The sequence below is a fragment of the Arthrobacter sp. UC242_113 genome (assembly GCF_044054585.1).
Lineage (GTDB): Bacteria > Actinomycetota > Actinomycetes > Actinomycetales > Micrococcaceae > Arthrobacter.
On sequence record NZ_CP171968.1, the window covers coordinates 4605157 to 4628341 of the forward strand.

General features: G+C 66.5%; 17 protein-coding genes. 14 read left to right on the forward strand and 3 right to left on the reverse strand.

Annotated elements, in window-relative coordinates:
• Positions 1 to 68 precede the first annotated feature (68 nt).
• Both ACHMXB_RS21080 and ACHMXB_RS21085 read left to right on the forward strand, forming a co-directional pair.
• The gene (locus ACHMXB_RS21080; RefSeq protein ID WP_395405391.1) at positions 69 to 1340 is read left to right on the forward strand and encodes a sensor histidine kinase; all 1272 of its coding nucleotides are present in this window, start codon (positions 69 to 71) and stop codon (positions 1338 to 1340) included.
• Positions 1337 to 2017 (forward strand): response regulator transcription factor, encoded by a 681-nt coding sequence (locus tag ACHMXB_RS21085; RefSeq protein WP_214855331.1) that lies wholly within the window; start codon positions 1337 to 1339, stop codon positions 2015 to 2017. The genes ACHMXB_RS21080 and ACHMXB_RS21085 overlap by 4 nt, the downstream gene beginning before the upstream one ends.
• 147 nt (positions 2018 to 2164) lie before the next feature.
• Here the strand turns inward: ACHMXB_RS21085 and ACHMXB_RS21090 are convergent, their stop codons facing one another.
• Positions 2165 to 2737, reverse strand: coding sequence for a hypothetical protein (locus ACHMXB_RS21090; protein WP_395401625.1), 573 nt, complete (start codon positions 2735 to 2737; stop codon positions 2165 to 2167).
• Positions 2738 to 3062: 325 nt separating this feature from the next.
• Between ACHMXB_RS21090 and ACHMXB_RS21095 the strand changes: the two genes are divergently transcribed.
• The 6 genes from ACHMXB_RS21095 (at position 3063) to rlmB (ending at position 8044) form a co-directional block, all read left to right on the forward strand.
• On the forward strand, positions 3063 to 3545 hold the full coding sequence (locus tag ACHMXB_RS21095; RefSeq protein WP_003801164.1) for a CarD family transcriptional regulator: 483 nt from the start codon (positions 3063 to 3065) through the stop codon (positions 3543 to 3545).
• A 172-nt stretch (positions 3546 to 3717) separates the two neighbouring features.
• Positions 3718 to 4500 carry a 2-C-methyl-D-erythritol 4-phosphate cytidylyltransferase gene (gene ispD, locus ACHMXB_RS21100; RefSeq protein ID WP_395401627.1) on the forward strand — a complete coding sequence of 261 codons (783 nt, stop codon included), beginning with the start codon at positions 3718 to 3720 and terminating at the stop codon, positions 4498 to 4500.
• A gap of 23 nt (positions 4501 to 4523) precedes the next feature.
• Positions 4524 to 5036 carry a 2-C-methyl-D-erythritol 2,4-cyclodiphosphate synthase gene (gene ispF, locus ACHMXB_RS21105; protein WP_395401629.1) on the forward strand — a complete coding sequence of 171 codons (513 nt, stop codon included), beginning with the start codon at positions 4524 to 4526 and terminating at the stop codon, positions 5034 to 5036.
• Between the two features lie 100 nt (positions 5037 to 5136).
• A complete protein-coding gene (locus tag ACHMXB_RS21110) occupies positions 5137 to 5463 on the forward strand; it encodes a hypothetical protein (RefSeq protein ID WP_111901962.1) in 327 nt (108 codons plus the stop codon).
• A gap of 32 nt (positions 5464 to 5495) precedes the next feature.
• Positions 5496 to 6950 (forward strand): cysteine--tRNA ligase, encoded by a 1455-nt coding sequence (cysS, locus tag ACHMXB_RS21115; RefSeq protein ID WP_395401631.1) that lies wholly within the window; start codon positions 5496 to 5498, stop codon positions 6948 to 6950.
• A gap of 92 nt (positions 6951 to 7042) precedes the next feature.
• Positions 7043 to 8044: a 23S rRNA (guanosine(2251)-2'-O)-methyltransferase RlmB gene (gene rlmB, locus ACHMXB_RS21120; protein WP_395401633.1), complete on the forward strand. Its 1002-nt coding sequence runs from the start codon at positions 7043 to 7045 to the stop codon at positions 8042 to 8044.
• A gap of 197 nt (positions 8045 to 8241) precedes the next feature.
• On the opposite strand, the gene ACHMXB_RS21125 is transcribed toward rlmB, so the two are convergent.
• Positions 8242 to 9051 carry a carbon-nitrogen hydrolase family protein gene (locus ACHMXB_RS21125; protein WP_395401635.1) on the reverse strand — a complete coding sequence of 270 codons (810 nt, stop codon included), beginning with the start codon at positions 9049 to 9051 and terminating at the stop codon, positions 8242 to 8244.
• A gap of 114 nt (positions 9052 to 9165) precedes the next feature.
• On the opposite strand from ACHMXB_RS21125, the gene glgX reads away from it, so the two are divergent.
• From glgX to ACHMXB_RS21140, 3 genes are read left to right on the forward strand one after another with little or no spacing between them, the layout of a single operon-like run.
• Entirely contained in the window at positions 9166 to 11283 is a 2118-nt protein-coding gene (gene glgX, locus ACHMXB_RS21130; protein ID WP_395401637.1) for a glycogen debranching protein GlgX, read from the forward strand.
• 16 nt (positions 11284 to 11299) lie between these two features.
• A complete protein-coding gene (locus ACHMXB_RS21135) occupies positions 11300 to 11842 on the forward strand; it encodes a ribonuclease domain-containing protein (RefSeq protein WP_395401639.1) in 543 nt (180 codons plus the stop codon).
• Between the two features lie 4 nt (positions 11843 to 11846).
• A complete protein-coding gene (locus ACHMXB_RS21140; RefSeq protein ID WP_395401641.1) occupies positions 11847 to 12203 on the forward strand; it encodes a barstar family protein in 357 nt (118 codons plus the stop codon).
• Positions 12204 to 12370: 167 nt separating this feature from the next.
• On the opposite strand, the gene glgP is transcribed toward ACHMXB_RS21140, so the two are convergent.
• Complete coding sequence (glgP, locus tag ACHMXB_RS21145; protein WP_395401643.1) at positions 12371 to 14989, reverse strand: alpha-glucan family phosphorylase; 2619 nt, start codon at positions 14987 to 14989, stop codon at positions 12371 to 12373.
• A gap of 131 nt (positions 14990 to 15120) precedes the next feature.
• Between glgP and ACHMXB_RS21150 the strand changes: the two genes are divergently transcribed.
• The 3 genes from ACHMXB_RS21150 to ACHMXB_RS21160 are packed head-to-tail and all read left to right on the forward strand — an operon-like array spanning position 15121 to position 22897.
• Positions 15121 to 17193, forward strand: coding sequence for an alpha-1,4-glucan--maltose-1-phosphate maltosyltransferase (locus ACHMXB_RS21150; RefSeq protein ID WP_395401645.1), 2073 nt, complete (start codon positions 15121 to 15123; stop codon positions 17191 to 17193).
• Between the two features lie 6 nt (positions 17194 to 17199).
• Positions 17200 to 18996 (forward strand): maltose alpha-D-glucosyltransferase, encoded by a 1797-nt coding sequence (gene treS / locus ACHMXB_RS21155; protein WP_395401647.1) that lies wholly within the window; start codon positions 17200 to 17202, stop codon positions 18994 to 18996.
• Position 18997: 1 nt separating this feature from the next.
• Positions 18998 to 22897, forward strand: coding sequence for a 1,4-alpha-glucan branching enzyme (locus ACHMXB_RS21160; RefSeq protein ID WP_395401649.1), 3900 nt, complete (start codon positions 18998 to 19000; stop codon positions 22895 to 22897).
• Positions 22898 to 23185: the final 288 nt, after the last annotated feature.

A 23185-nucleotide genomic window follows, 5' to 3' on the forward strand; every position in this document is an offset into this window, starting at 1 on the left:
CCGCACCGCGTGGGCCTTTTATCGGATATCGGGGGTTCCCGGAAGCATAAGCTGGAGGCGTGGATCCAATGCTCTTAGGTGTCATCGCCGGCCTGCTGGGCCTGTCGTTCGGCGTCTTTGGCGTGCTCGCCTTCCGGGCCAGCGAGAAGCAGCGCGAGCTCGTGGACATTGAATACGACGAACCGGCGCTGCCCCCTGGGTCCGCGGAGGTCCTCGCCGTCGTCGGGCAGGCGTTTGTGGTGGTGGACGCGATCGACGGCGTGGTCCGGGCCAGCCCGGCGGCCTACGCCTACGGCCTGGTGCGCGGCCACACGGTGGTGCACCGCGAGCTGCTCGACATGACGGCGAACGTCCGGCGGGACGGCGTCATCCTGGAGAGGCAGCTTGAACTGCCACGGGGGCCGCTCGGCCAGGGAACCATCATCGTGCAGGTCCGGGCAGCAATGCTGGGTGAGGAATACATCGTCCTGCTGGCCGATGACCGCACCGAGATCACCCGCACCGAGGAGATCCGCAACGACTTCGTGGCCAACGTGTCCCATGAACTGAAGACGCCGGTGGGCGCCATCTCCCTGCTGGCTGAAGCGCTGGAATCTTCGGCGGATGACGAGGACGCCGTCCGCCGCTTCGCCAAGCGCATGCACAAGGAATCGGCCCGCCTCGCCGCGCTGGTACAGGACATCATTGAGCTGTCACGGCTGCAGGGCGCGAACGTGGCGCAGCAGGGGCACCCTGTGGACATCAACGACGTCATCTCCGAAGCCGTGGACCGGTCGCAGCTGCCCGCCGAGAGCAAGAATATCCAGATCGTCATTGGCGGCCGTGCGGAGGCGAAGGTCTACGGCGACCAGGACCTGCTGGTCACGGCGCTGCGCAACCTCATCGACAACGCGATCCGGTATTCGCCGGAGAACACCCGCGTGGGCATCGGCGTCCGGTCCAGGGAAGGACTGGTCTCAGTCTCCGTCACGGACCAGGGCGGGGGCCTGTCACCCGAGGACCAGGAACGCGTGTTCGAGCGTTTCTACCGGGTGGACGCGGCCCGGTCCCGCCACACCGGCGGAACCGGCCTGGGCCTGAGCATCGTCAAACACGTTGTTTCCAACCACGGCGGGGAAGTCACGCTCTGGTCCCAGCCCGGCCAGGGCTCCACGTTCACCCTCCGGCTGCCGGAGATGGAAGGGCAGGAAGACCCGTCCGCGCCGGAACCGCGCGCCCGTACTGTCCAGGACGCCAGCACCCTGGCCCCCGACTCACCGCAGGGCCGGCCCGACCGGCCGCAACAGGCCACCGAACCACACGACGCCGCCGGCGTCCACGAACGAGGAGCTAACGCTTGAGCAGGATTCTTATTGTCGAGGATGAGGAGTCTTTCAGCGATCCCCTGTCCTATTTACTGGGCAAGGAAGGATTCGAGGTGGAGGTCGTGGACAACGGCCTCGACGCCATCACGGAATTCGACCGCAACGGGGCAGACCTCGTGTTGCTCGACCTGCAGCTGCCGGGGCAGTCCGGCACGGAGGTCTGCCGGCAGCTGCGTCAGCGCTCCACCGTCCCGGTCATCATGCTGACCGCCAAGGACACCGAGATCGACAAGGTCGTCGGGCTGGAGCTGGGCGCGGACGACTACGTCACCAAGCCCTACTCCTCCCGCGAGCTGGTAGCCCGCGTCCGCGCGGTGCTGCGGCGCCAGGGCGAACCGGAGGAACTCATCGCCTCCACCGTCCACGCCGGCCCCGTGCGGATGGACATCGAGCGGCATGTGGTGAGCGTCGACGGCGAGCAGGTGTCGCTGCCGCTGAAGGAGTTTGAACTGCTGGAGATGCTGCTGCGCAACTCCGGCCGCGTGCTGACCCGGGGCCAGCTGATCGATAGGGTCTGGGGCTCCGACTATGTGGGCGACACGAAAACGCTCGACGTCCACGTGAAGCGGCTGCGCAGCAAGATCGAGCCCGACCCGTCCCTGCCGCGGTACCTCGTCACCGTGCGCGGACTGGGCTACAAGTTCGAGCCGTAGGAGTTTGCGGCTGGCCCGGGCGAGGCGCCCGGGCTGGCACCGACAACGCGAAGCATCTACAAACACGAAAAAGGAGGGGTTCCCGGCCGGGAACCCCTCCTTTTTCGTCTTGCTGCCCTACTAGGCGACCGTCAGTGGCCTGCGCTGCTAGTGGCTTGCGGTGGGCGTGGCGGAGGCAGTGTCGCTCGGCGTGGCAGTCTCGCTTGGCGTGGCAGACCCGCTCGGCGTGCCGCCGGGCAGGTAGGCGGCGTATTCCTTCAGCGTGCCGTCCACCACGGGAATCTTCACGGTCTTGTTGACGTTGGTGCCGTCCTCGGTCACCTGGATATCCACGAGGGATCCGGGCTTGCCGCCGGAAGTGCTCAAAATGGCTTCGTCCGCGGATTCATTCAGCAGGGTGTAGGCGTTCTGCTTCACGGAAACTTCAGTCTGCGCACCTTCGGCTCCCTTGAGGGTGACCTTGACGTCCTTGGACGAGGAGTTGTAGACGGCACCTATGACGCGGCCCGGCTGGTTCTCGCCCGCGGAAACGATCAGCATGTTGCGCAGCTGCACCGGTCCGACCTCGGCGCGGGTTCCGTCGGAGGCAGCGTACTGGTGAGAGGTCTGCTGGGCGTTGATGTAGCCGCAGCCCGTCAGGGCCAGCAGGCCGGCACTCAGGGCGGCTGCCGCCATTGCCATCTTGCCGCTCTGGCCCCGGTTCATCGCAGTGAAACGCACGTCACGCACTCCTCGAAAAGTCTTGAAACAGTTTTCAGGCATAGCCTATCGGCAAAGAGGACCAAACAAGGATTCGGTCCCTCCACATGACCGCCCGTTCCGGCGCCTCCTTGAGAGGTCCTCAGGCCCGCCGCCGGGACCCGCAATTACCCGCGCGTAACGCTTGTGGGCCCGCATGCGATGCACTATTGTTCGCATTCGTCAAGGGGTCTGAGCGGCCGATTTCGGCTATTTTCCGCGGATTTACGGGGTTCTGCGACCGTATCCGTGCCAGTCATATGCCTTAATCGTGATAAACTGGTCTGCGGGAAAGGGGAAAGTCCACATGGTTTTTGAGGTCGGCGAGACAGTAGTTTACCCTCACCACGGTGCAGCAAAAATTGAAGAAATCAAGATGCGCACTGTCAAGGGCGAAGAGAAGATGTATCTCAAGCTCAAGGTGGCTCAGGGTGATCTGACCATTGAAGTTCCAGCAGAGAACGTTGACCTTGTTGGGGTTCGCGACGTAGTGGGCAAAGACGGTCTGGAGCACGTGTTTGACGTGCTCCGTGCCGAGTTCACTGAGGAGCCCACCAACTGGTCGCGTCGTTACAAGGCAAATCTGGAGAAGCTTGCTTCCGGTGACGTCATCAAGGTTGCAGAGGTCGTCCGCGACCTGTGGCGCCGGGATCACGACCGGGGCCTTTCCGCAGGCGAGAAGCGAATGCTTGCCAAGGCCCGGCAGATTCTGATCTCAGAATTGGCCTTGGCTGAAAAGACCGACGAAGAGAAGGCTGCAAGCGTTCTCGACGAGGTCTTGGCTTCCTAACAAGAATTGAACCCCGGTGGCAGAGTGCCGCCGGGGTTTCTTCTTGCCCAAAAACACCCATCCAGGTAGCACGTCAGGGCGTTCCCAGCGGTGAGAACGCCCGCAGCTGCTACTTGGTTGGGAGCAGCCGGGTGATGGAGGGGGAGTGCGGCTGGGACGTAGGCTAGAGCGCATGAACACTGCACCCAAGCCCCCCGTGACCGCCGTGATCCTCGTCGCCGCCGGGTCCGGGCAGCGGCTGGGGTATGGCATGCCCAAGGCCGCCGTGCCGTTGGGCGGTGAACCGATCCTGATGCACGCGCTCCGCGGGATCGTCGCGGCAGGCATTGCCAGCCAGGTCTGCATCGCGCTGCCAGCCGGTGATGAGGACCTCCGCCGGCTCTGCGAAGACTTCCGGGTGGAGCTGGTCGACGGCGGCCCGCTCCTGACAATGGTCGACGGCGGGGCGTCCCGGGCGGATTCCGTCCGTTCCGCTCTGGCCGCCGTCGAGGACGGGACCGAAGCGGTTCTGGTCCATGACGCCGCCCGTGCCCTGGCTCCGGAGCAGGTTTTCCACCGGGTGGCCCAGGCCCTGGCGGCCGGCGCCGATGCGGTGATTCCGGTGATTCCGGTGGTGGACACGGTCAAGACGGTCGCCGCCACCGAGGGCCCGGCCACGGACATCGCACCTGAACTCGTCACCGGAACCGCGCCCCGTGAGGAGCTCCGGGCAGTCCAGACTCCGCAGGGCTTCAAGCTCTCCGTGCTTCGGCAGGCGCACCAGGCGGCCTCGGGCTTCGATGAGAGCCAGGCCGCCGCCGTTACGGACGACGCCATGCTGGTGGAGCTCCTCGGCGTGCCGGTGCATGCCGTCCGGGGGGCAAGCCAGTCCCTGAAGATCACCACACCGCTGGACCTCATCATCGCCGAGGGCCTGCTCGAGGGACCCCTCGGCACCCGCTGGGTGGAGGGCTGACAAACCCCATGACGGAAGGCGCCATGACCCCCAACGCTTCGCGGACCCCGGTACTCCTGCCCCGGACAGGCATCGGCATCGACGTGCACGCCTTTGCCCCGGACAGCGACCCGCAGCCGCTCTGGCTCGGCGGGCTTTTCTGGGAGGGGGAGCGGGGCCTCGCCGGCCATTCCGACGGCGATCCCGTGGCCCACGCTGCTGCCGACGCACTGTTCTCCGCTTGTGGGATCGGCGATCTGGGCACCCACTTCGGCACAGACCGGCCCGAATTCGCCGGGGCCTCCGGAGTCACACTCCTGGCCGAAGCAGCGCGGATCGTCAGGGCGGCAGGCTTCGAAATTGGCAACATTGCAGTGCAGTTCGTGGGCAACCGGCCCAAGTTCGGCCCGCGCCGGGAAGAGTCCCAGCGAGTCCTCACCGAGGCCGCGGGCGCCCCGGTCAGCGTTACGGCCACCACCAGCGACGGCCTCGGCTTCACCGGCCGCGGCGAAGGCATTTCCGCGGTGGCTACGGCCCTGGTCTACCCGGCGGCGTAGCGGTCCCGACGTAACCGGCCCCCGGGGCGGCTGTCCGCACCTGCAGCCAAATCACCTACGCTGGAAGAAGCACCAGTACCGCAATCCCAGGAGACCCGCCGTGAAAAAGCTGCTTCCCGCCGTCGTGATCGCAGGGATGCTTCTGGCCGGCTGTGCCGGCAGCCCCCGCATGAGCGTGGAGGAGAGCTGCAAGTTCCTGCAGGGCGACACGTTCAAGCCCACGGGCAACCAGCAGCAGCAGGCCGACCAGATCGCCAAGCATTACCAGGAGGTCGCCGACAAGGTGGCCCAGAACGTCGCCGACCCCATCCAGAAGATGGCCGACATCATGAAGCAGGTGGCCGGCACTTCCCTGGGCAACAAGAGTTCGGAGCAGACGGCTGAACTCGCCCGGCAGAACAACCGGATCGGCGAAGTCTGCAAGTAAGCGGGAACATTGGCATCGGCTAATCTGGAGCGGTGACCCTGCGCTTTTACGACACTGCATCCGCCGAAGTCCGCGACTTCGTTCCCCTGGTACCGGGCAAGGTAAGCCTTTATTACTGCGGTGCCACCGTGCAGGGCATGCCGCATGTGGGGCACATCCGCTCCGCCATCGCCTTCGACCAGCTCACCCGCTGGCTCGAATACCGCGGCTTCCGCGTCACAGTGGTCCGGAACGTCACCGACATCGACGACAAGATCCTCGCCAAGTCCGAGGCCTCCTTCCACCCCGACTTCGAGCAGGAGCCCGGCGCCGTGCCGGAAGAGGAATGGTGGGCGCTGGCCTACCGCTACGAGCAGGAATTCCTCAAGGCCTATGACACCCTCGGCGTGTCCCGGCCAACGTACGAGCCGCGGGCAACGGGGCACATCCCGGAGATGCACGCACTGATCCAGCAGCTGATCGACCGGGGGCACGCGTACCCGGCCCTTGATGGCTCCGGGGACGTCTACTTCGACGTGCGCTCCTGGAACAAGTACGGCGCGCTGACGCGGCAGAAGATTGATGACATGCAGGGTGCCGCGGACGCGGACCCGCGCGGCAAGAAGGACCCCCGCGACTTCGCCCTCTGGAAGGGCTACAAGGAGGGGGAGCCGACGACGGCGAGCTGGGTGTCCCCGTGGGGCACCGGCCGTCCGGGCTGGCACCTCGAATGCTCGGCGATGGTCACGAAATACCTTGGCACCGAATTCGACATCCACGGCGGCGGCCTCGATCTGCGCTTCCCGCACCACGAAAACGAGATGGCCCAGTCCCAGGCGGCAGGCCACGGCTTTGCCAACTTCTGGATGCACAACGGCATGGTCACGTACCAGGGCGAGAAAATGTCGAAGTCCGTCGGCAACACCGTCAGCCCGGCCGAGATGCTGGAAATCGCGCCGCCGCGCGTGGTCCGTTACTACCTGGGCCAGGCACAGTACCGCTCGGTGCTGGATTACCAGCCGACGTCGCTGCAGGAGGCCGCGGCCGCCGTCGAACGCATTGATGGTTTCCTCGCCCGCGCGGTCCGCGCGCTGTCCTCCGACGGTGCCCTGCTGTTTGGCAGCCACGGCACCGTTCCGGAGGCGTTCGCCGCTGCAATGGACGACGACCTCAACGTCCCGCAGGCCCTCGCGGCGCTGCACGACACGGTGAGGGCCGGAAACTCAGCCCTCACCGATGGCGACCTGGCGGCGACGCGGCAGGCCCTGGCCAGCGTGACCGACATGCTCCGGGTCCTGGGCATCAGCGACGCCGCGCAGCCCGCCGTCGACGACCAGGCCACCAGTGCGCTCGGCACGCTCATCGAAGCGCAGCTCGCCGCCCGCGCCGAAGCCCGTTCCAAGAAGGACTGGGCTGCCTCCGACGCCATCCGGGACACCCTGGCCGCGGCCGGCGTCCTGGTCGAAGACAACGCCGACGGCGCCACCTGGAGCCTGCAGCGCGGCTAGCCTCAGGGCTCAGCAGCCCGCCCGGTCAACGATTTGAGGCCAGTCAGTAGACTGGAGTCCAGACTTACTCAATACAACCAAGGGTGGAATTCATGGCCAACAAAGGTCGCCCGGGCGCAGTCCGCAAGCTCAAGAAGGGCCCCACCACCGGAACCGGTGGCCACGGCCGCAAGGCTCTCGAAGGCAAGGGGCCGACCCCCAAGGCCGAGGACCGCCCCTACCACAAGGCGCACAAGAGCAAGCAGCTCGCGGAACGCTCCGCAGCAAAGCGGCCCGCTGGTGCCGGCGGTGCCCGCAATGCCGGTGCCCGGTCGGGCCCGAAGGGGCGTGCCACCGAAGAGGTCGTCACCGGCCGCAACTCCGTCGTGGAGGCGCTGCGCGCCGGCATTCCCGCCAAGGCGCTGCACGTGGCCATCCGCATCGAGATGGACGACCGCGTCAAGGAGTCGCTGAAGATCGCCGCCGAACGGGGCATCCCGCTGCTGGAAACCGGCAAGCCTGAGCTGGACCGGATGACCGACGACGCCGTGCACCAGGGGCTCGTCCTGCAGATCCCGCCGTACGAGTACAAGGACGCCTACGACCTGGCCGAAGAGACCGTGGAAGGCTGGAAGAAGGGGCACATCGCGAACGCACCCCTCTTCGTTGCCCTGGACGGCATCACCGACCCCCGCAACCTCGGCGCGATTATCCGCTCGGTCTCCGCGTTCAGCGGCCACGGCGTCATCGTCCCGGAGCGCCGCTCCGTGGGCGTCACGGCCGCCGCATGGAAGACCAGCGCCGGCGCGGCGGTCCGCGTTCCGGTGGCCCGCGCCTCCAATCTGAACAACGCCATCAAGCAGTTCAAGGACATGGGCGTCTTCGTGCTGGGACTCGACGGCGACGGCGACATCTCGCTGCCGGACCTCACCGTTGCCACTGAACCCGTGTGCATCGTGGTGGGCTCCGAAGGCAAGGGCCTCAGCCGCCTCGTCCGGGAGAACTGCGACCAGATCGTCTCCATCCCGATCGACTCCGCCATGGAATCCCTGAATGCCTCCATGGCAGTCGGCATCTCCCTCTACGAAGTCTCCCGCCAGCGCTCCGCCAAGTAACCCCCCCGGGTCGAACCTGCTACGACCCCGAACGCTCCATCAGTTCTTGCAGGTGTTTGACGGACCCTTCCTCAGCTTTCGCAGCAAAACGGCAAACGCTTCCGCACCTAGTGCGGAAGCGTTTCGCCTTAAGCGGCAGGATCTGAGGACGCGTCGGTGGAATTCCTGCGGGATCTGATCGAGCGTTTTGTGCGCCCCTAGAACTCGCGGCGGTTGGCCAGGACTGGGAGCTTGGTGCGGGCTTCCTTGACCAGATCGGGGTCCAGGTCGGCGAAGATCAGGCCGGGGGCGCCGTCGAGCTCTTCGAGCACCTGTCCGAAAGGTGAGACGACCGCGCTGTGCCCCACGCCCGTGGGCGCCGCCCCCCGGGGTTCGATGCCCTGGGTGGCGGGATCGCCCTGGCCGCAGGCGAGGACGTAAGTGGTGGTGTCCACGGCACGCGCACGGGCGAGGAGCTGCCACTGGTCGACCTTGCCGGGGCCGGAACCCCAGGACGCGCAGACGATGTTGGCCACGGCTCCGCGGTCAGCGTTGGCCGTGAAGAGGGCCGGGAAGCGGATGTCGTAGCAGGTGGCCAAGCCAAAGGTGAGACCGCCGACGTCGAACGTCACGGGGCCGGTCCCGGCGTCCACGGTGTCCGACTCCAGGAACCCGAAGGCGTCGAAGAGGTGCACCTTGTCGTAGCTGGCGTCCACGCCCGGCCCGGCCACCAGCAGCGTATTGCGGACTTTCGTCTGCCCTTCGGAATGCGACGAGCCGGGGGTGAACATTCCGGCAACGATCACGATCCCCAACTGGTCAGCAATCGAGCGGACCCGGCTGGCCCAGGGGCCGTCCAGAGGCTCGGCGATGTCCAGCAGGGAATTGCCGAAGGCCCGCATGGTGGCCTCGGGGAAAACGACCATCTCGGCGCCCCCGTCCTTGGCGCGGCGGGCATATTCCTCCACCACGGTGAGGTTCCCGGCCACATCCCTTCCGGTGATGATTTGAGCCAATGCAATCTTCACGAAAACCTCCACGTCGGTGCGTCATTACAGCGTTCAGCGTGCCGCCACGTTCCCCGCATGCGTAACATGCCGGAATAGATCAGCTATTTCTATGTGACAGCTAAGCTTTAATTGATGGTAATGCCCCTTTTAGACACAGCCTTGACGGTGGACGACCCCCAGGCCTTTCCCCTCGGGGTCAGCGAAGCGCGCCAAGTTCCCGGCGGAGACGGGATATCAGGCGACCGTGCGAGAGTTGCGGTTTATGCGCCCGGCATCACCAAGCTGGAGGTCGCTTACCAGGCGCCCGGCCAAAGCTGGCGCCTTCAGACCCTGTCCGGCCTTCCAAACGGCGTCCATCACGGGGTGGTGGACGGATTTCCCGTAGGCTCACGGTACGGCTTCCGTGCCGTCCCCACGGGCGGAGAGGTCCTGCCGCTGGCGGTTCCCACGGTTGATTTTGACGACGACGGCGGCAGCCGGCAACCGCTGTTGCTGGACCCTTACGGCCGGGCCGTCGACGAACGGGACGGATTCCTGACCAGCGTCAGGATGTCCTCCGAGTTCGACTGGGCCGCTGACGAGAAGCCGAATACACCGTGGCGCAACACCATTGTCTACGAGGCGCACGTCCGCGGACAGAGCATGCTCCATCCGGATATCCCGGACGCCCTGCGCGGCACATACGCCGGCATGGCCCACCCCGCCATGATCGAGCACCTCACCGGTCTCGGCATCACAGCCCTGCAGTTGCTGCCGGTGCATTTCCACCTTGACGAGCCACACCTCCAGAACCTCGGCCTCACCAACTACTGGGGTTACAACACGGCAGCGTTCTTTGCGCCGTACCCCGCGTACGCCACCAAATCGGCCCAGGAAGCCGGGCCCCAGGCCGTCCAGGACGAGTTCAAGGGAATGGTCAAGCTGCTGCATGCGGCCGGCATCGAGGTCATCCTTGACGTCGTCTACAACCACACGGCCGAAGGCGGGCCCGACGGCCACACCCTGAGCTTCCGGGGCCTAGGTGAGCAGAAGTACTACCGCACCGACGGCAACGGAAAATACGTTGACACCACAGGCTGCGGCAACACCCTCAACTTCGGCGAACCCCGTGTTATCCAGATGGTGCTGGACTCCCTGCGGTACTGGGTGGACGAGTTCCATATCGACGGCTTCCGCTTCGACCTGGCCGTCTCGCTCTGCAGGAACGCAGCCAACGACTTCGATCCCCACCACCCCTTCCTCGTGGCGGTCGCCGCGGATCCGGTGCTCTCGCGCGTCAAACTGATCGCCGAACCGTGGGACGTGGGCTACGGGGGCTGGCAGACCGGCCGGTTCCCCAGCGGTTGGGTGGACTGGAACGACCACTACCGCGACGCGGTGCGCTCCTTCTGGGTGGCGGACCGTGCCGCCCTCGACAACGGAGGCCGGGGCGCGTCCGTGGCCCGGCTGGCTGATGCCCTGTCGGGCTCAGCGAGCCTGTTCGAACCGTCGGGCCGCACCCGGCTGGCCTCGCTGAACTACATCACCTCCCACGACGGCTTCACCATGACCGACCTCGTGTCCTACGACCGCAAGCACAACGAGGCGAACGGTGAACAGAACCGGGACGGGCATGGCGACAACCGAAGCTACAACCACGGCTTCGAAGGACGCACCGAGGACGAGGGCATCCTCGCCCGCCGCGACCAGAGCAAGCGCAACCTCATGGCCTCGCTCATGATTTCCCTCGGCGTTCCCATGATCACGGCGGGGGACGAGCTCGGCCGTACCCAGCAGGGCAACAACAACGCGTACTGCCAGGACAATCCCCTCACGTGGGTTGACTGGACCAGCACGCCGGAGTCCCACGCCATGCTGCGGAGCACCAAGCGCGTTATCCGGCTCCGCCGGGAGTTCCTGGCCGCCCAGCCGCCCGACTACCCCGTCCGCGACGCCCGCTCGTACCTCTACTGGTACGACCAGGGCGGGCAGCCTATGACCATGGAACGGTGGAACGACTCCGGGAACCGGGTGGTTCAGCTGCTGCTCGGCTCCGATGACGGGCACGAGGCCGGGCTCATCGTGGTCAACGGCGGTCCCGAGGACATCGAGGTCACCCTTCCGCAGGTCACCGACGACGGCACCGGCAGGCGGGTCTTCGATCTGCGCCTCACCACGTCCGAGCTTCACGACCGGCGCCAGGGCGCACTGGTCGCTTCCGGGGAGCCTGACGAGGTGCAGGCCTACACCATCAACATCTACCGCACATAACTTAGAGGGAACGGGCATGCGCAGGCGTTGGACCGTCGGAACGCTGCTGCTGGGGCTTGCCGTGGCTGCCCTCGTGGTCTTCAACCTTTTCATCGCGCCGGGCGGCACGCCGCCCAGCGGGGTTCAGACCAGTGGGGTCCGGAGTGCGGGCCCCCAGGGAACCACGACGCCGGTCCCCACTTTTGCGCCGTCGGCACCCGCCGGGCGTCCGCCGTCGGCACCGGCCGCAGCGCCGCCGTCGGCCGGCAAGGGCACTGGCGTGCCGAACGTGTCCGGGCTCCCCGCCATCCGGGAGTCCCAGCTGCCGGCCGAAGGACGGCGGACCCTCGCACTGATCCGGCAGGGCGGCCCCTACCCGTACACCCGCGATGGGGTGACGTTCGGCAACTTCGAGCGCATCCTGCCCCGCAAGGCCGGCGGATATTACAAGGAGTACACGGTGCCGACGCTCGGCGAGTCGGACCGGGGTGCCCGCAGGATCGTGGCAGGACAGGCCGGTGACAAGTACTACACGCCGGACCACTACGAATCATTCAAGTTCATAGCAGAAGGCAAATAGCACCATGAAGATCTATTCCGGCGACACCTGGACCCTCGAGGAACTCCGCGACCAAGTGGCAGACGCCGGCCGCCGGAGTCTGCTGGTCCCGGCCGCCGACTCCAAGAAGTCCGTGCTTGCTGCCTTCGGCGAGGCGCTGGATTTTCCGGAGCACTTCGGCGTGAACCTCGATGCGCTCAACGACTCACTGCATGACTTCGCCGACGCCATTTCCGACGACGGCGCGAAGCCCCTGACCGTGATCTGGCAGGTCCCCGCAGCCTTCCGCAGCGACCGCTCCTTCGGCGTCATCTGCGAGATCCTTCAGGACGTCGAGCGCTACGCCGGCAAGGACCTCGCCGTCATCGCGGTGATGGTTTAGCGGCACCGCAGGTCAGCGGCGCCGCAACTGCCGGCGTCCGGAAGCGTGCGTCAAAAGCTGGGCCCACGCCGTCAGGGCCCCTGGCCGAGCTTGCGAGGGTAGGGGGACGGTGGGGAGGCACGAGCAGCACGCGGAGGACGGCGGAGTTGCGGCGCAACCCAGAGGGACTACGCGTTGACGATCAGCCCCAGCTCGGCCTTGGAAGCGAGGGCGTCGTGTTTGGGGAGCACCCGCACGGTGTAGCCAAAGGACCCGGAGCGGTCGATCACGATGGACCCGGCGAAGAGGTAGCGGCCGTTGCCGAGCTCCTCTTTGGCCTCGAGTTCCACCATGGTCACGTTGGCCAGCTCGTCGCTTTCGGCTGCCTGCCCGTACGCCACCTCCACTGACACGTCCTGCGGGGACAGGTTGTGCAGTCCCACGTAGGCGTGGACCTGGAGGGTGTCGCCGATCTGCGGGTCCTCGGAGACGCCCAGCGAGTCCACGTGCTCCACATGCAGCTGGGGCCAGGCCGCGCGGACCTTGGCGACCCACGCCGCCAGCGCCTTGGCCTGCGCGTAGGAGCCTGCCACCGCTTCGCGTCCCGAAACCGCCGCGGGCCGGTACAGGACGTTGACGTAGTCCTGCAGCATCCGCTCGGCCGAAACCGCCGGGCCCAGGTGGGCCAGCGTGTGCTTGATCATGGAGACCCAGTGCGTCGGGATCTTCTCGTGGCCGGACTCGGACGGCCCTGCGGCGCCGGCCGCTTCGGAGACGGTGTTTCCGTAGAACCGCGGCGTCACCTGCGTCTCGAGCAGCTCGTACAGCGCCGCGGCCTCGATGTCGTCGCGCTCATCGGCGGACGCGCCGTTGTTGGCGGTGGGGATCGCCCAGCCGTTTTCGCCGTCGTACATCTCATCCCACCAGCCGTCCAGGACGGACAGGTTCAGCGATCCGTTGATGGCGGCCTTCATGCCGGAGGTGCCGCATGCTTCGAGGGGCCGCAGGGGGTTGTTCAGCCAGACGTCGCAGCCCGGGAACAGCGTGCGGGCCATGGCGATGTCGTAGTTCGGCAGGAAGACGATGCGGTGGCGGACGGCGGGATCGTCCGTGAAGCGGACCAAGTCCTGGATCATCTTCTTGCCGGCGTCGTCCGCGGGGTGGGACTTGCCGGCGATGACCAGCTGGATGGGGTGTTCCTTGTGCAGCAGCAGGGCCTTCAGGCGCTCCGGGTCCCGCAGCATAAGGGTCAGCCGCTTGTAGGTCGGTACACGCCGGGCAAACCCGATGGTCAGGACGTCCGGGTCCAGCACCGAGTCCGTCCACGCCAGCTCGGCGTCCGCTGCGCCGCGCTTCTTCCACGCAGCCCGCAGCCGGCGCCGCACATCCTCCACGAGGGAAACGCGCATCTCACGCCGCAGCGCCCAGACCTCGGCGTCGGAGACGTTGTACGCGAGGTCCCAGCGGCCCATCACCTCGGCTTCGGGGCCGAAGCGCTCCCGGGCGAGTTTCGCGATGCGGGGATCCACCCAGGTGGGCACGTGCACGCCGTTGGTCACGGAGGTGATGGGCACCTCCGAGTGGTCGAATCCCGGCCACAGCGCCGAGAACATGCCGCGCGAGACTTCGCCGTGGAGCTTGGCGACACCGTTGGCCCGCTGTGCGAGGCGCAGGCCCATCACGGCCATGTTGAACACGAAGGGGTTGCCCTCGCTGAAGTTCTCCCGGCCCAGGTCGAGGATCCGCGACGTGGGAACGTCCGGCGCCAGGCCGGCTTCGAAGAAGTGCTGGATCTGTGCGGCTTCAAAGCGGTCGATGCCGGCAGGAACAGGCGTGTGCGTTGTAAACACCGTGGACGAGCGTCCCGCGGCGAGGGCCTCGTCGAAGGTGAGCGCCTGCTCGCCGGCCATCAGCTCCTGGATCCGTTCGACGCCGAGGAATCCGGCGTGGCCCTCATTCGTGTGGAACACCTCGGGCGCGGGCGTGCCGGTGAGCTTCTGGTAGGCGCGCAGCGCCTTGACCCCGCCCATGCCGAGCAGCAGTTCCTGCTGCAGCCGGTGATCCCCGCCGCCGCCGTACAGGCGGTCGGTGATGCCGCGGGCGGCGTCGTCGTTTCCGGGAACGTTGGAATCCAGCAGCAGGAGAGGGACGCGTCCGACGTCGGCACGCCAGATGTGTGCCAGAAGGCAGCGTCCGTTGGGCAACGGCAGTGAGATCTCCAGCGGCTTGCCGTTCCCGTCTGCGGCGGGCTCCCGCAGCAGTGTCAGCGGCAGGCCGTCGGGATCGATGACCGGGTAGGTCTCCTGCTGCCACGCATCCCGGGAGAGTGACTGCTTGAAGTAGCCGGCCTGGTAGAGCAGGCCGACGCCGATCAGCGGCACGCCGAGGTCGGAAGCGGCCTTGAGGTGGTCGCCGGCGAGGATGCCGAGGCCGCCGGAATACTGCGGCAGGACTTCGGTGATGCCGAATTCGGGGGAGAAGTAGGCGATTGAGGCGGGCGCGTCGCTGCCCAGCCCCTGGTACCACCGGGGTTCCGTCAGGTACCGGTCCAGGTCCGCTGCTGCCGCCTGGACGCGGGCCACCACGTCCTTGTCTATGGCGAGCCGGTGCATCTCCTCACGGCCCACCAGGCCCAGGAAGCTGACCGGGTCATTGCCGCACTGGGCCCAGACGCGCGGGTTCAAGCTTTCGAACAGCTCCCGGGTGGGCCGGTGCCAGGACCAGCGCAGGTTGGTGGCCAACCGGGCCAGTGGCCGGATCGGCTCGGGGAGAACGGTACGGACGGTAAATCTGCGGATTGCCTTCACCTGCGCCACACTAACCGACTGGGTGAACGGCAGGAACCGCTTTTGATTACTTTCCGGTAAATGACGAATCGCTTCATTAATTAAGTTCGCAGGCTTAGCAATTCGCCCCGTTTCTCGCTAACGTCGAGCCTGTGACGACTAACACGCGAACCAGTGCCCCAGCAAAGCAAACGCCGAAAGTTTCGGTCACGGAAGGCCTTAGGTTTGGCCGTTTCCCTATCACGGACGTTCAGCCTGTTGTCGAAGGGGGGAAGTTCCCGGCCAAGGCGCTGCCCGGTGAAGGAATCGTGGTCAGCGCCAGGTCCTTCCGCGAGGGCCACGACCAGCTGGGTGTCAGTGCGGTCCTCCTGGATCCCAAGGGCAACGAGCGCCAGCGGGTCCGGCTCCAGCCGCCGTCCGGTGACCGCGGCAAGGGAACCGACCTCTGGGAAGGCCTGCTCACCCCGGAATCCACCGGGAACTGGTCGTTCGTCATCGAGGCCTGGCATGACCGCTACGGCACGTGGCACCACAATGCCGAGGTCAAGGTGGACGCGGGCATCGACGTCGAGCTGATGCTTGCGGAGGGCGCCGCGCTGCTGTCGCAGGCCGCCGAGGAGCCGGAGCGGGACGATGCGGGCCGGCAGACGCTGCGCTCCGCCGCCACCATCCTCGCGGACACCTCCCTGTCAGCCGAGGACCGCCTGGCCGCAGGTTTCAGCCGGGACGTCGCAGCCGCGGTTGAGCGCGAGCCGATCCGCGAGCTTGTCACCGTCTCCGAACCGTTTCCCCTGCTCGTAGAGCGCGACCGCGCCGGCCGCGGGTCCTGGTACGAGTTCTTCCCGCGGTCCGAGGGCGCCGTGCGCGACCCCGGCACGGGTGCCTGGACGTCCGGCAATTTCCGGACCGCCGCCAACCGCCTGGACGCCGTGGCCGGCATGGGCTTTGACGTCATTTACATGCCGCCGATCCACCCGATCGGCGTGCAGCACCGCAAGGGCCCCAACAACACGCTCATCGCCGGCCCGAACGATCCCGGGTCGCCGTGGGCCATTGGCGCCAAGGAAGGCGGGCACGACGCCATCCACCCCGACCTTGGAACCTTCGAGGACTTCGACGCCTTCGTGGCGCGGGCGAACGAGCTCAACCTCGAAGTGGCGCTCGACCTGGCACTCCAGGCCGCCCCGGACCACCCCTGGGTCACCGAGCACCCGGAATGGTTCACCACCCGCGTGGACGGCAGCATCGCGTACGCCGAGAACCCGCCGAAGAAGTACCAGGACATCTTCCCGCTCAACTTCGACAACGACCCCGAGGGCCTGTCCAGGGAAATCCTGCGGATCGTCGAGCTGTGGGTGAGCCACGGCGTGAAGATCTTCCGGGTGGACAACCCGCACACCAAGCCGGTGTGGTTCTGGGAGTGGCTCATCGGCACGGTGAACAAGAAGGACCCCGACGTCGTCTTCCTGGCCGAGGCCTTCACCCGCCCCGCCATGATGCACGCGCTGGGCAGGGCGGGCTTCCAGCAGTCCTACACCTACTTCACGTGGCGCAACACCAAGAAGGAACTCGAGGAGTACTTCCACCACGTGAGCCGTGAGTCGGCGGCCTTCTTCCGGCCCAACTTCTTCGTCAACACGCCGGACATCCTCACCGAGTACCTGCAGTACGGCGGGCCTGCGGCGTTCAAGATCCGTGCTGCCCTGGCAGCAACCGCGAGCCCGCTGTGGGGTGTGTACGCCGGCTATGAACTGTACGAGCACGTGGCTCGGCCCGGTGCCGAGGAGTACATCGACAACGAGAAGTTCGAGTACAAGGCCCGCGACTGGGAAGCTGCTTCCGCCTCCGGCCGGACCCTCGCGCCGTACCTGACCAGGCTCAACGAAATCCGCAGGGCCCACCCGGCGCTGGGCGACCTGCAGAACCTCACCGTGCACCAGAGCACGGACGACGCCACGGTGGTCTACTCGAAGCACAAGACCCTCCCGGACGGCACGAGGGACACCATCATCGTGGTGGCCAACGTGGACCCGCACAGCGCGAGGGAAGGCATGGTCTCGCTGGATCTGTCCGCGCTGGGGCTCGACCCGGCAGACCTCACTCCGAACGGCGGATTCTGGGTGGATGACCTCATCTCCGGTGAGTCTTGGGAATGGGGCGAGTACAACTACGTGCGGCTGGATGCACATGTTGAACCTGCACACATCCTGAGCATCCGGAGGTAGCCGCCAGTGAGTTTCAGTCCGCAGGGCTTCACCCAACACTTCACCCCCAAGAGCACGTTTGAGCTCAATGCACCGGGTTTGCAGCATGATCCGCTGTGGTACCGGAAAGCGGTGTTCTATGAAGTGCTGGTCCGGGGCTTTGCGGACGCCAACGGCGATGGTTCGGGCGACTTCCACGGGCTGATCGAGAAGCTGGACTACCTGCAGTGGCTGGGCGTGGACTGCCTGTGGCTGCCGCCGTTCTTCCAGTCACCGCTGCGGGACGGCGGGTACGACATCTCGGACTACAACTCCGTCCTGGACGAGTTCGGCACCATCAGCGACTTCAAGCGGCTGGTGGCCGAGGCGCATGCGCGGGGCGTCCGGGTCATCATCGACCTCCCGCTGAACCACACCTCGGACCAGCACCCCTGGTTCCAGGAGTCCAGGAAGGACCCCGACGGTCCCTTCGGCGACTTCTACGTGTGGAGCGACACGGACGAGAAATACCAGGACGCGCGCATCATCTTCGTGGACACGGAGGAATCCAACTGGACCTTCGACCCCATCCGGCGGCAGTTCTTCTGGCACCGGTTCTTCAGCCACCAGCCCGACCTGAACTTCGAGAACCCGAAGGTCATCGACGCCGTGTTCGACGTCGTGCGGTTCTGGCTGGACCAGGGGATCGACGGGTTCCGGGCGGACGCCATCCCGTATCTGTTCGAGGAGGAGGGGACGAACTGCGAAAACCTGCCGGCGACGCACGAGTTCCTGCGTAAGCTGCGGAAGATGGTGGACGAGAGCTACCCCGGCCGGGTCATCATCGCTGAGGCCAACCAGCCGCCCAATGAGGTGGTGGAGTACTTCGGAACCGAGGAGGAACCGGAATGCCACATGGCCTTCCACTTCCCGATCATGCCGCGGCTCTATTACGCGCTGCGTGACCAGAAGGCCGCCCCCATTATCGAGACCATGCACGACACCCCGGCCATCCCGGAAGGTGCGCAGTGGGGAACATTCCTGCGCAACCACGACGAACTGACGCTGGAAATGGTCACCGCCGATGAGCGGGCCGCCATGCTCGGCTGGTACGCGCCGGACCCGCGCATGCGGGCCAACATCGGCATCCGGCGCAGGCTGGCGCCGCTGCTGGACAACTCCAGGGCGGAAATAGAGCTCATCAACGCCCTGCTGCTGTCCCTGCCAGGCAGCCCGTTCCTGTACTACGGGGACGAGATCGGGATGGGCGACAACATCTGGCTCGAGGACCGTGACGCCGTCCGCACCCCGATGCAGTGGAACCCCGACCGCAACGCCGGGTTCTCCAACGCCGATCCCGGCAAGCTGTACCTCCCCGTGATCCAGTCGCTGGTCTACAACTACGCCATGGCGAACGTGGAGGCCGAGGCCGCCCATTCCGGATCGCTGCTGCGCTGGACCCGGCAGATCCTCAGCGTGCGGAAGAACCATCCGGCGTTCGGCCTCGGGGCGTTCAAGCACGTGGAGGCCGACCACGAGGTGGTGCTGGCCTATCTGCGCGAACTGCCGGAGGGCAACACGGCGGGGGAGCCGGCTGAATCCATCCTGTGCGTCTTCAACCTTTCCCAGCACCCGGTGTCCTCCACCCTGAGGCTTCCGGACTTTTCCGGCCGCGGCCTGCGGGACGTTTTCGGGGGCCAGCCGTTCCCGGGCATCAGCGACGACGGGCATCTGACGTTGACGCTGGGCAGCCACGACTTCTTCTGGCTGCGCGTGCGGGCCACTGCTTCCAACCCCGCTTCACCCTTTACGCAAGCGATGCCGATACTGTCGATTGAGGGATGAGATGACCCAAACAACACTGACACCCACACTCGAACACCTGCTCCGCGACTGGCTTCCGGCCCAGCGGTGGTTCCCGGTGAAGTCCCCGGACTTCACCCTGGCGCCGGTGGGCGGCCTGGTCCTGAACGACCCCACCGGCCAGGCCGGCCTGGAGGTGTTCCTCGCCTCCGTTGAGTCCAAAACGGCCGACGGCGTCTCCCGCACCGACGTCGTCCAGATCCCGCTCAGCTACCGCAGCCAGCCGCTGCCGGGCGCCGAACGGGCCCTGATCGGTGAAAGCGACGATCCCGAGCAGGGGCACCGTTGGGTCTACGACGCCGTCCACGACCCCGCCTTCATTGCCGCATGGCTGGATCTGATCCGGACGGAGGAAGCCGCCGGCACCGCCAGCGGCCACCTTTCCGGGGGCGGGCAGCCGCTGCCGCAGGCTTCGGGGACGGTCCGTGTCCTGTCCGGCGAACAGTCCAACACGTCGGTGATAGTGGACGACGGCGACTCCGCGGCCATCGTGAAGTTCTTCCGGGTGCTTTCGGCCGGGCGAAACCCGGAGGTGGAGGTCGGCGCCGCGCTGTCCGCGGCCCGCACCCCGGAGGTCCCCGCCACGCTGGGCTGGGTCACCGGCGAGTGGTACCCGCAGGGGCACCTTCGCCAGGTTGAGACTGCCTCGGGCGGCGCTGCCAAGGGCGAACTGGCAGTGGCCCACGAATTCCTGGCCGGCGGCCGGGACGCGTGGCGGCTCGCCGTTGACGCGGCGGCCAGAGGAGTGGACTTCACGGCCGAGGCGCATGCCCTTGGCCATGCAACGGCCACGGTCCACCGCAGGCTCGCCGAAACGCTCGGTGTTTCGGCCGAAGCGGTTCCGGGCGGGGATATTGCCCCCGGAGTAGCCCAGCGCGTGCGTCAGATGTGGGCGGAGGCGGGACCCGCCGTCGGGCCTTACGAAGAAGGGCTGGAAAGCCTGCTCAGCCGGCTCGAAGGCACCCCCGCAGGAGCGCTTCAGCGCATCCACGGCGACCTCCACCTGGGCCAGATCCTCCAGGTTCCCGGCGCCGAAGGCGGCCATGACCGGTGGGCCATCCTCGACTTCGAGGGGGAGCCGCTCCGGCCGATCTCCGAGCGCAACTTTCCCGACGTCCCGCTCCGGGACGTGACGGGCATGCTGCGCTCCTTTGACTACGCGGCGGGCGCCGCCGAACGGGAACAGCCTGACGTCCGTGTCCCGGACTCCTGGGTGGACGACTGCACCGAGGCCTTCCTGGCAGGCTACGCGGAAGTAACTCCCGGAACGGTGGACCGCAATTCGCCGCTCTTTGTGGCATTGTGGCTGGACAAGGCGCTCTACGAAGTCGTGTACGAGTTGCGCAACCGGCCGGGCTGGCTGGCCATTCCGGTGAATGCGGCCAGGCGGCTCCTCAGCACTAAAAGCTCCGGCGAACCGGCCGGAGCAGCAGCGGAAGGTAATAACATGACAGGCTCTGCACACACCGACAGCCCCCACGCACCGTTGCACGTGGACGCGCACACGCTCTCACGCGTCGCGGCCGGTGAACACCACGCCCCGCACTCGGTGCTTGGTGCCCATTTGGACGACTACGGTCACGTGACCATCCGCACCGTCAAGCACCTTGCGGAAGCGGTCAACGTGGTGACCCAGGCCGGAACCGTGCCCATGACCCACGAGGCCGAGGGCGTCTGGGTAGCGGTGCTCGAGCCGCTGCAGCACGGCCACGTGCCGGACTACCGCCTCGAGGTCACGTACGAGGGCGCCGAGCCGGTGACCGCGGACGATCCGTACCGATACCTTCCCACCGTGGGCGAAGTGGACCTCCACCTGATCGGCGAAGGACGCCACGAAAAGCTCTGGACCGTGCTGGGCGCGCACGTGCAGCACTACAAGTCCTCGATGGGCGACATTGACGGCGTTTCCTTTGCCGTGTGGGCACCCAACGCCGAAGCGGTCCGGGTCAAGGGCGATTTCAACGCCTGGGACGGGCGGGAAAACTCGCTGCGGTCCCTCGGCTCCTCGGGCGTCTGGGAACTGTTCATCCCGGGTGTCCCGGCCGGCGCCTGCTACAAGTTCGAAATCAAAACCAAGGGCGGTTACTGGGTAGAGAAGGCCGACCCGCTGGCCTTCGGCACCGAGGTGCCGCCGCTCACCGCGTCGCGGGTTGTCGAGTCCCACTACCGGTTCCAGGACGCGGACTGGATGAAGGAACGCGCCGCCCGGGATCCGCACAACTCGCCCATGAGCGTCTACGAGGTCCACCTCGGATCCTGGCGCCTGGGCCTGAACTACCGTGAGCTGGCCAAGGAACTCGTCGAGTACGTCAAGTGGCTCGGCTTCAGCCATGTCGAGTTCATGCCCGTGGCCGAGCACCCCTTCGGCGGCTCCTGGGGCTACCAGGTCACCTCCTACTACGCGCCCACGTCCCGCTTCGGGCACCCCGATGAGTTCCGGTTCCTGGTGGATTCGCTCCACCAGGCAGGCATCGGGGTGATCCTGGACTGGGTGCCGGCGCACTTCCCGAAGGACAACTGGGCCCTGGCACAGTTTGACGGGCAGCCGCTCTACGAACACGCTGACCCGAACCTTGGCGAGCACCCGGACTGGGGCACCCTCATCTTCGACTTCGGCCGCACGGAGGTCCGGAACTTCCTCGTGGCCAACGCGCTGTACTGGCTCGATGAGTTCCACATCGACGGCCTGCGCGTGGACGCGGTCGCGTCCATGCTGTACCTGGACTACTCGCGGGAAGATGGGCAGTGGCAGCCCAACCGCTTCGGCGGCCGCGAAAACCTGGAGGCCATCTCGTTCCTCCAGGAGACCAACGCCACGGTGTACAAAACCCACCCCGGCGCGGTGATGATCGCGGAGGAATCCACTGCCTTCCCCGGTGTCACCGCGCCCACCAGCCAGGGCGGCCTCGGCTTCGGCCTCAAGTGGAACATGGGCTGGATGCACGACTCGCTCAAGTACACCTCCGAAGACCCGGTCAACCGTAAGTGGCACCACGGAACGGTCACGTTCTCCCTGGTGTACGCCTTCACCGAGAACTTCCTGCTGCCCATCAGCCACGATGAGGTAGTCCACGGCAAGGGGTCCATGCTCCGCAAGATGCCGGGCGACCGCTGGCAGCAGCTGGCCAACCTCCGCGCCTTCCTCGGCTACCAGTGGGCGCACCCGGGCAAGCAGCTGATCTTCATGGGCACGGAGTTCGGCCAGGAAGCCGAGTGGTCAGAGCAGCACGGCCTCGACTGGTGGCTGGCCGACATCCCGGCCCACAAGGGCATTCAGCTGCTGCTCAAGGAACTGAACGAGCTCTACAAGTCCACACCGGCACTGTACTCCCGGGACAACGAGCCCGGCGGGTTCCAGTGGATCAACGGGGCAGACGCCGACCGCAACGTCCTGACCTTTGTCCGTTTTGACACCGAGGGCAACCCGCTGGTCTGTGCCGTCAACTTCTCCGGCGGCCCGCACAAGGAGTTCGCCCTGGGCGTGCCCTCGACCGGAGCTTGGACCGAGGTCCTGAACACAGACTCCGAGGACTACGGCGGATCGGGTGTCCTCAACGGAGGCACGCTGACCGCCGAGGACGAGGGCACCGACGGCCAGCCGGCAACGCTTACGGTTACGCTGCCTCCGCTGGGCGCCGCGTACTTCAAGCCGGCTGACTCCAGCGTGATCACCACGGCGGCCGCAGGCAAGGCCAAAGTTACCGAGGCTGAATCTGTCTTTGCCGGGCCCACGACTGCTGAGGTTCGGGCTGCTGAGACCCGGTCCGCGGGGACTGGGGCTGTTGAACCGAAGAGTGCTGAGCCGAAGGGTGCTGCACCGAATGGTGCTGTTCCGAACGGCGGAACGGGGAAGGCGGCTCTGCCCGGCGGTCCCCTCGGCTGAGTCCCCGACTCACCGCTCACCGGAACGCGCATCTGAGTGCTGGCGGGCCGCTGGTCTAAGACTTGCCGGAGGCCCGCCACCCCGGTGGTTGTTTCGCTAGGAGGAGGGCCTGGAATCCCTTGAGATTTCGGGCCCTCCTCGGCGTTGCTTCGGCGCAGTTGGCATTCCGCCAGGGTAGTGGTAGAGTTTATTTCCGCGCCGCTCCCCGGAGCGAGTCGGCAAGGAGATCCGGAAGCCAACAGGCTGGGCCGGATGGAATCCGCCGATTTGACTCGGATGAAGCGAGCG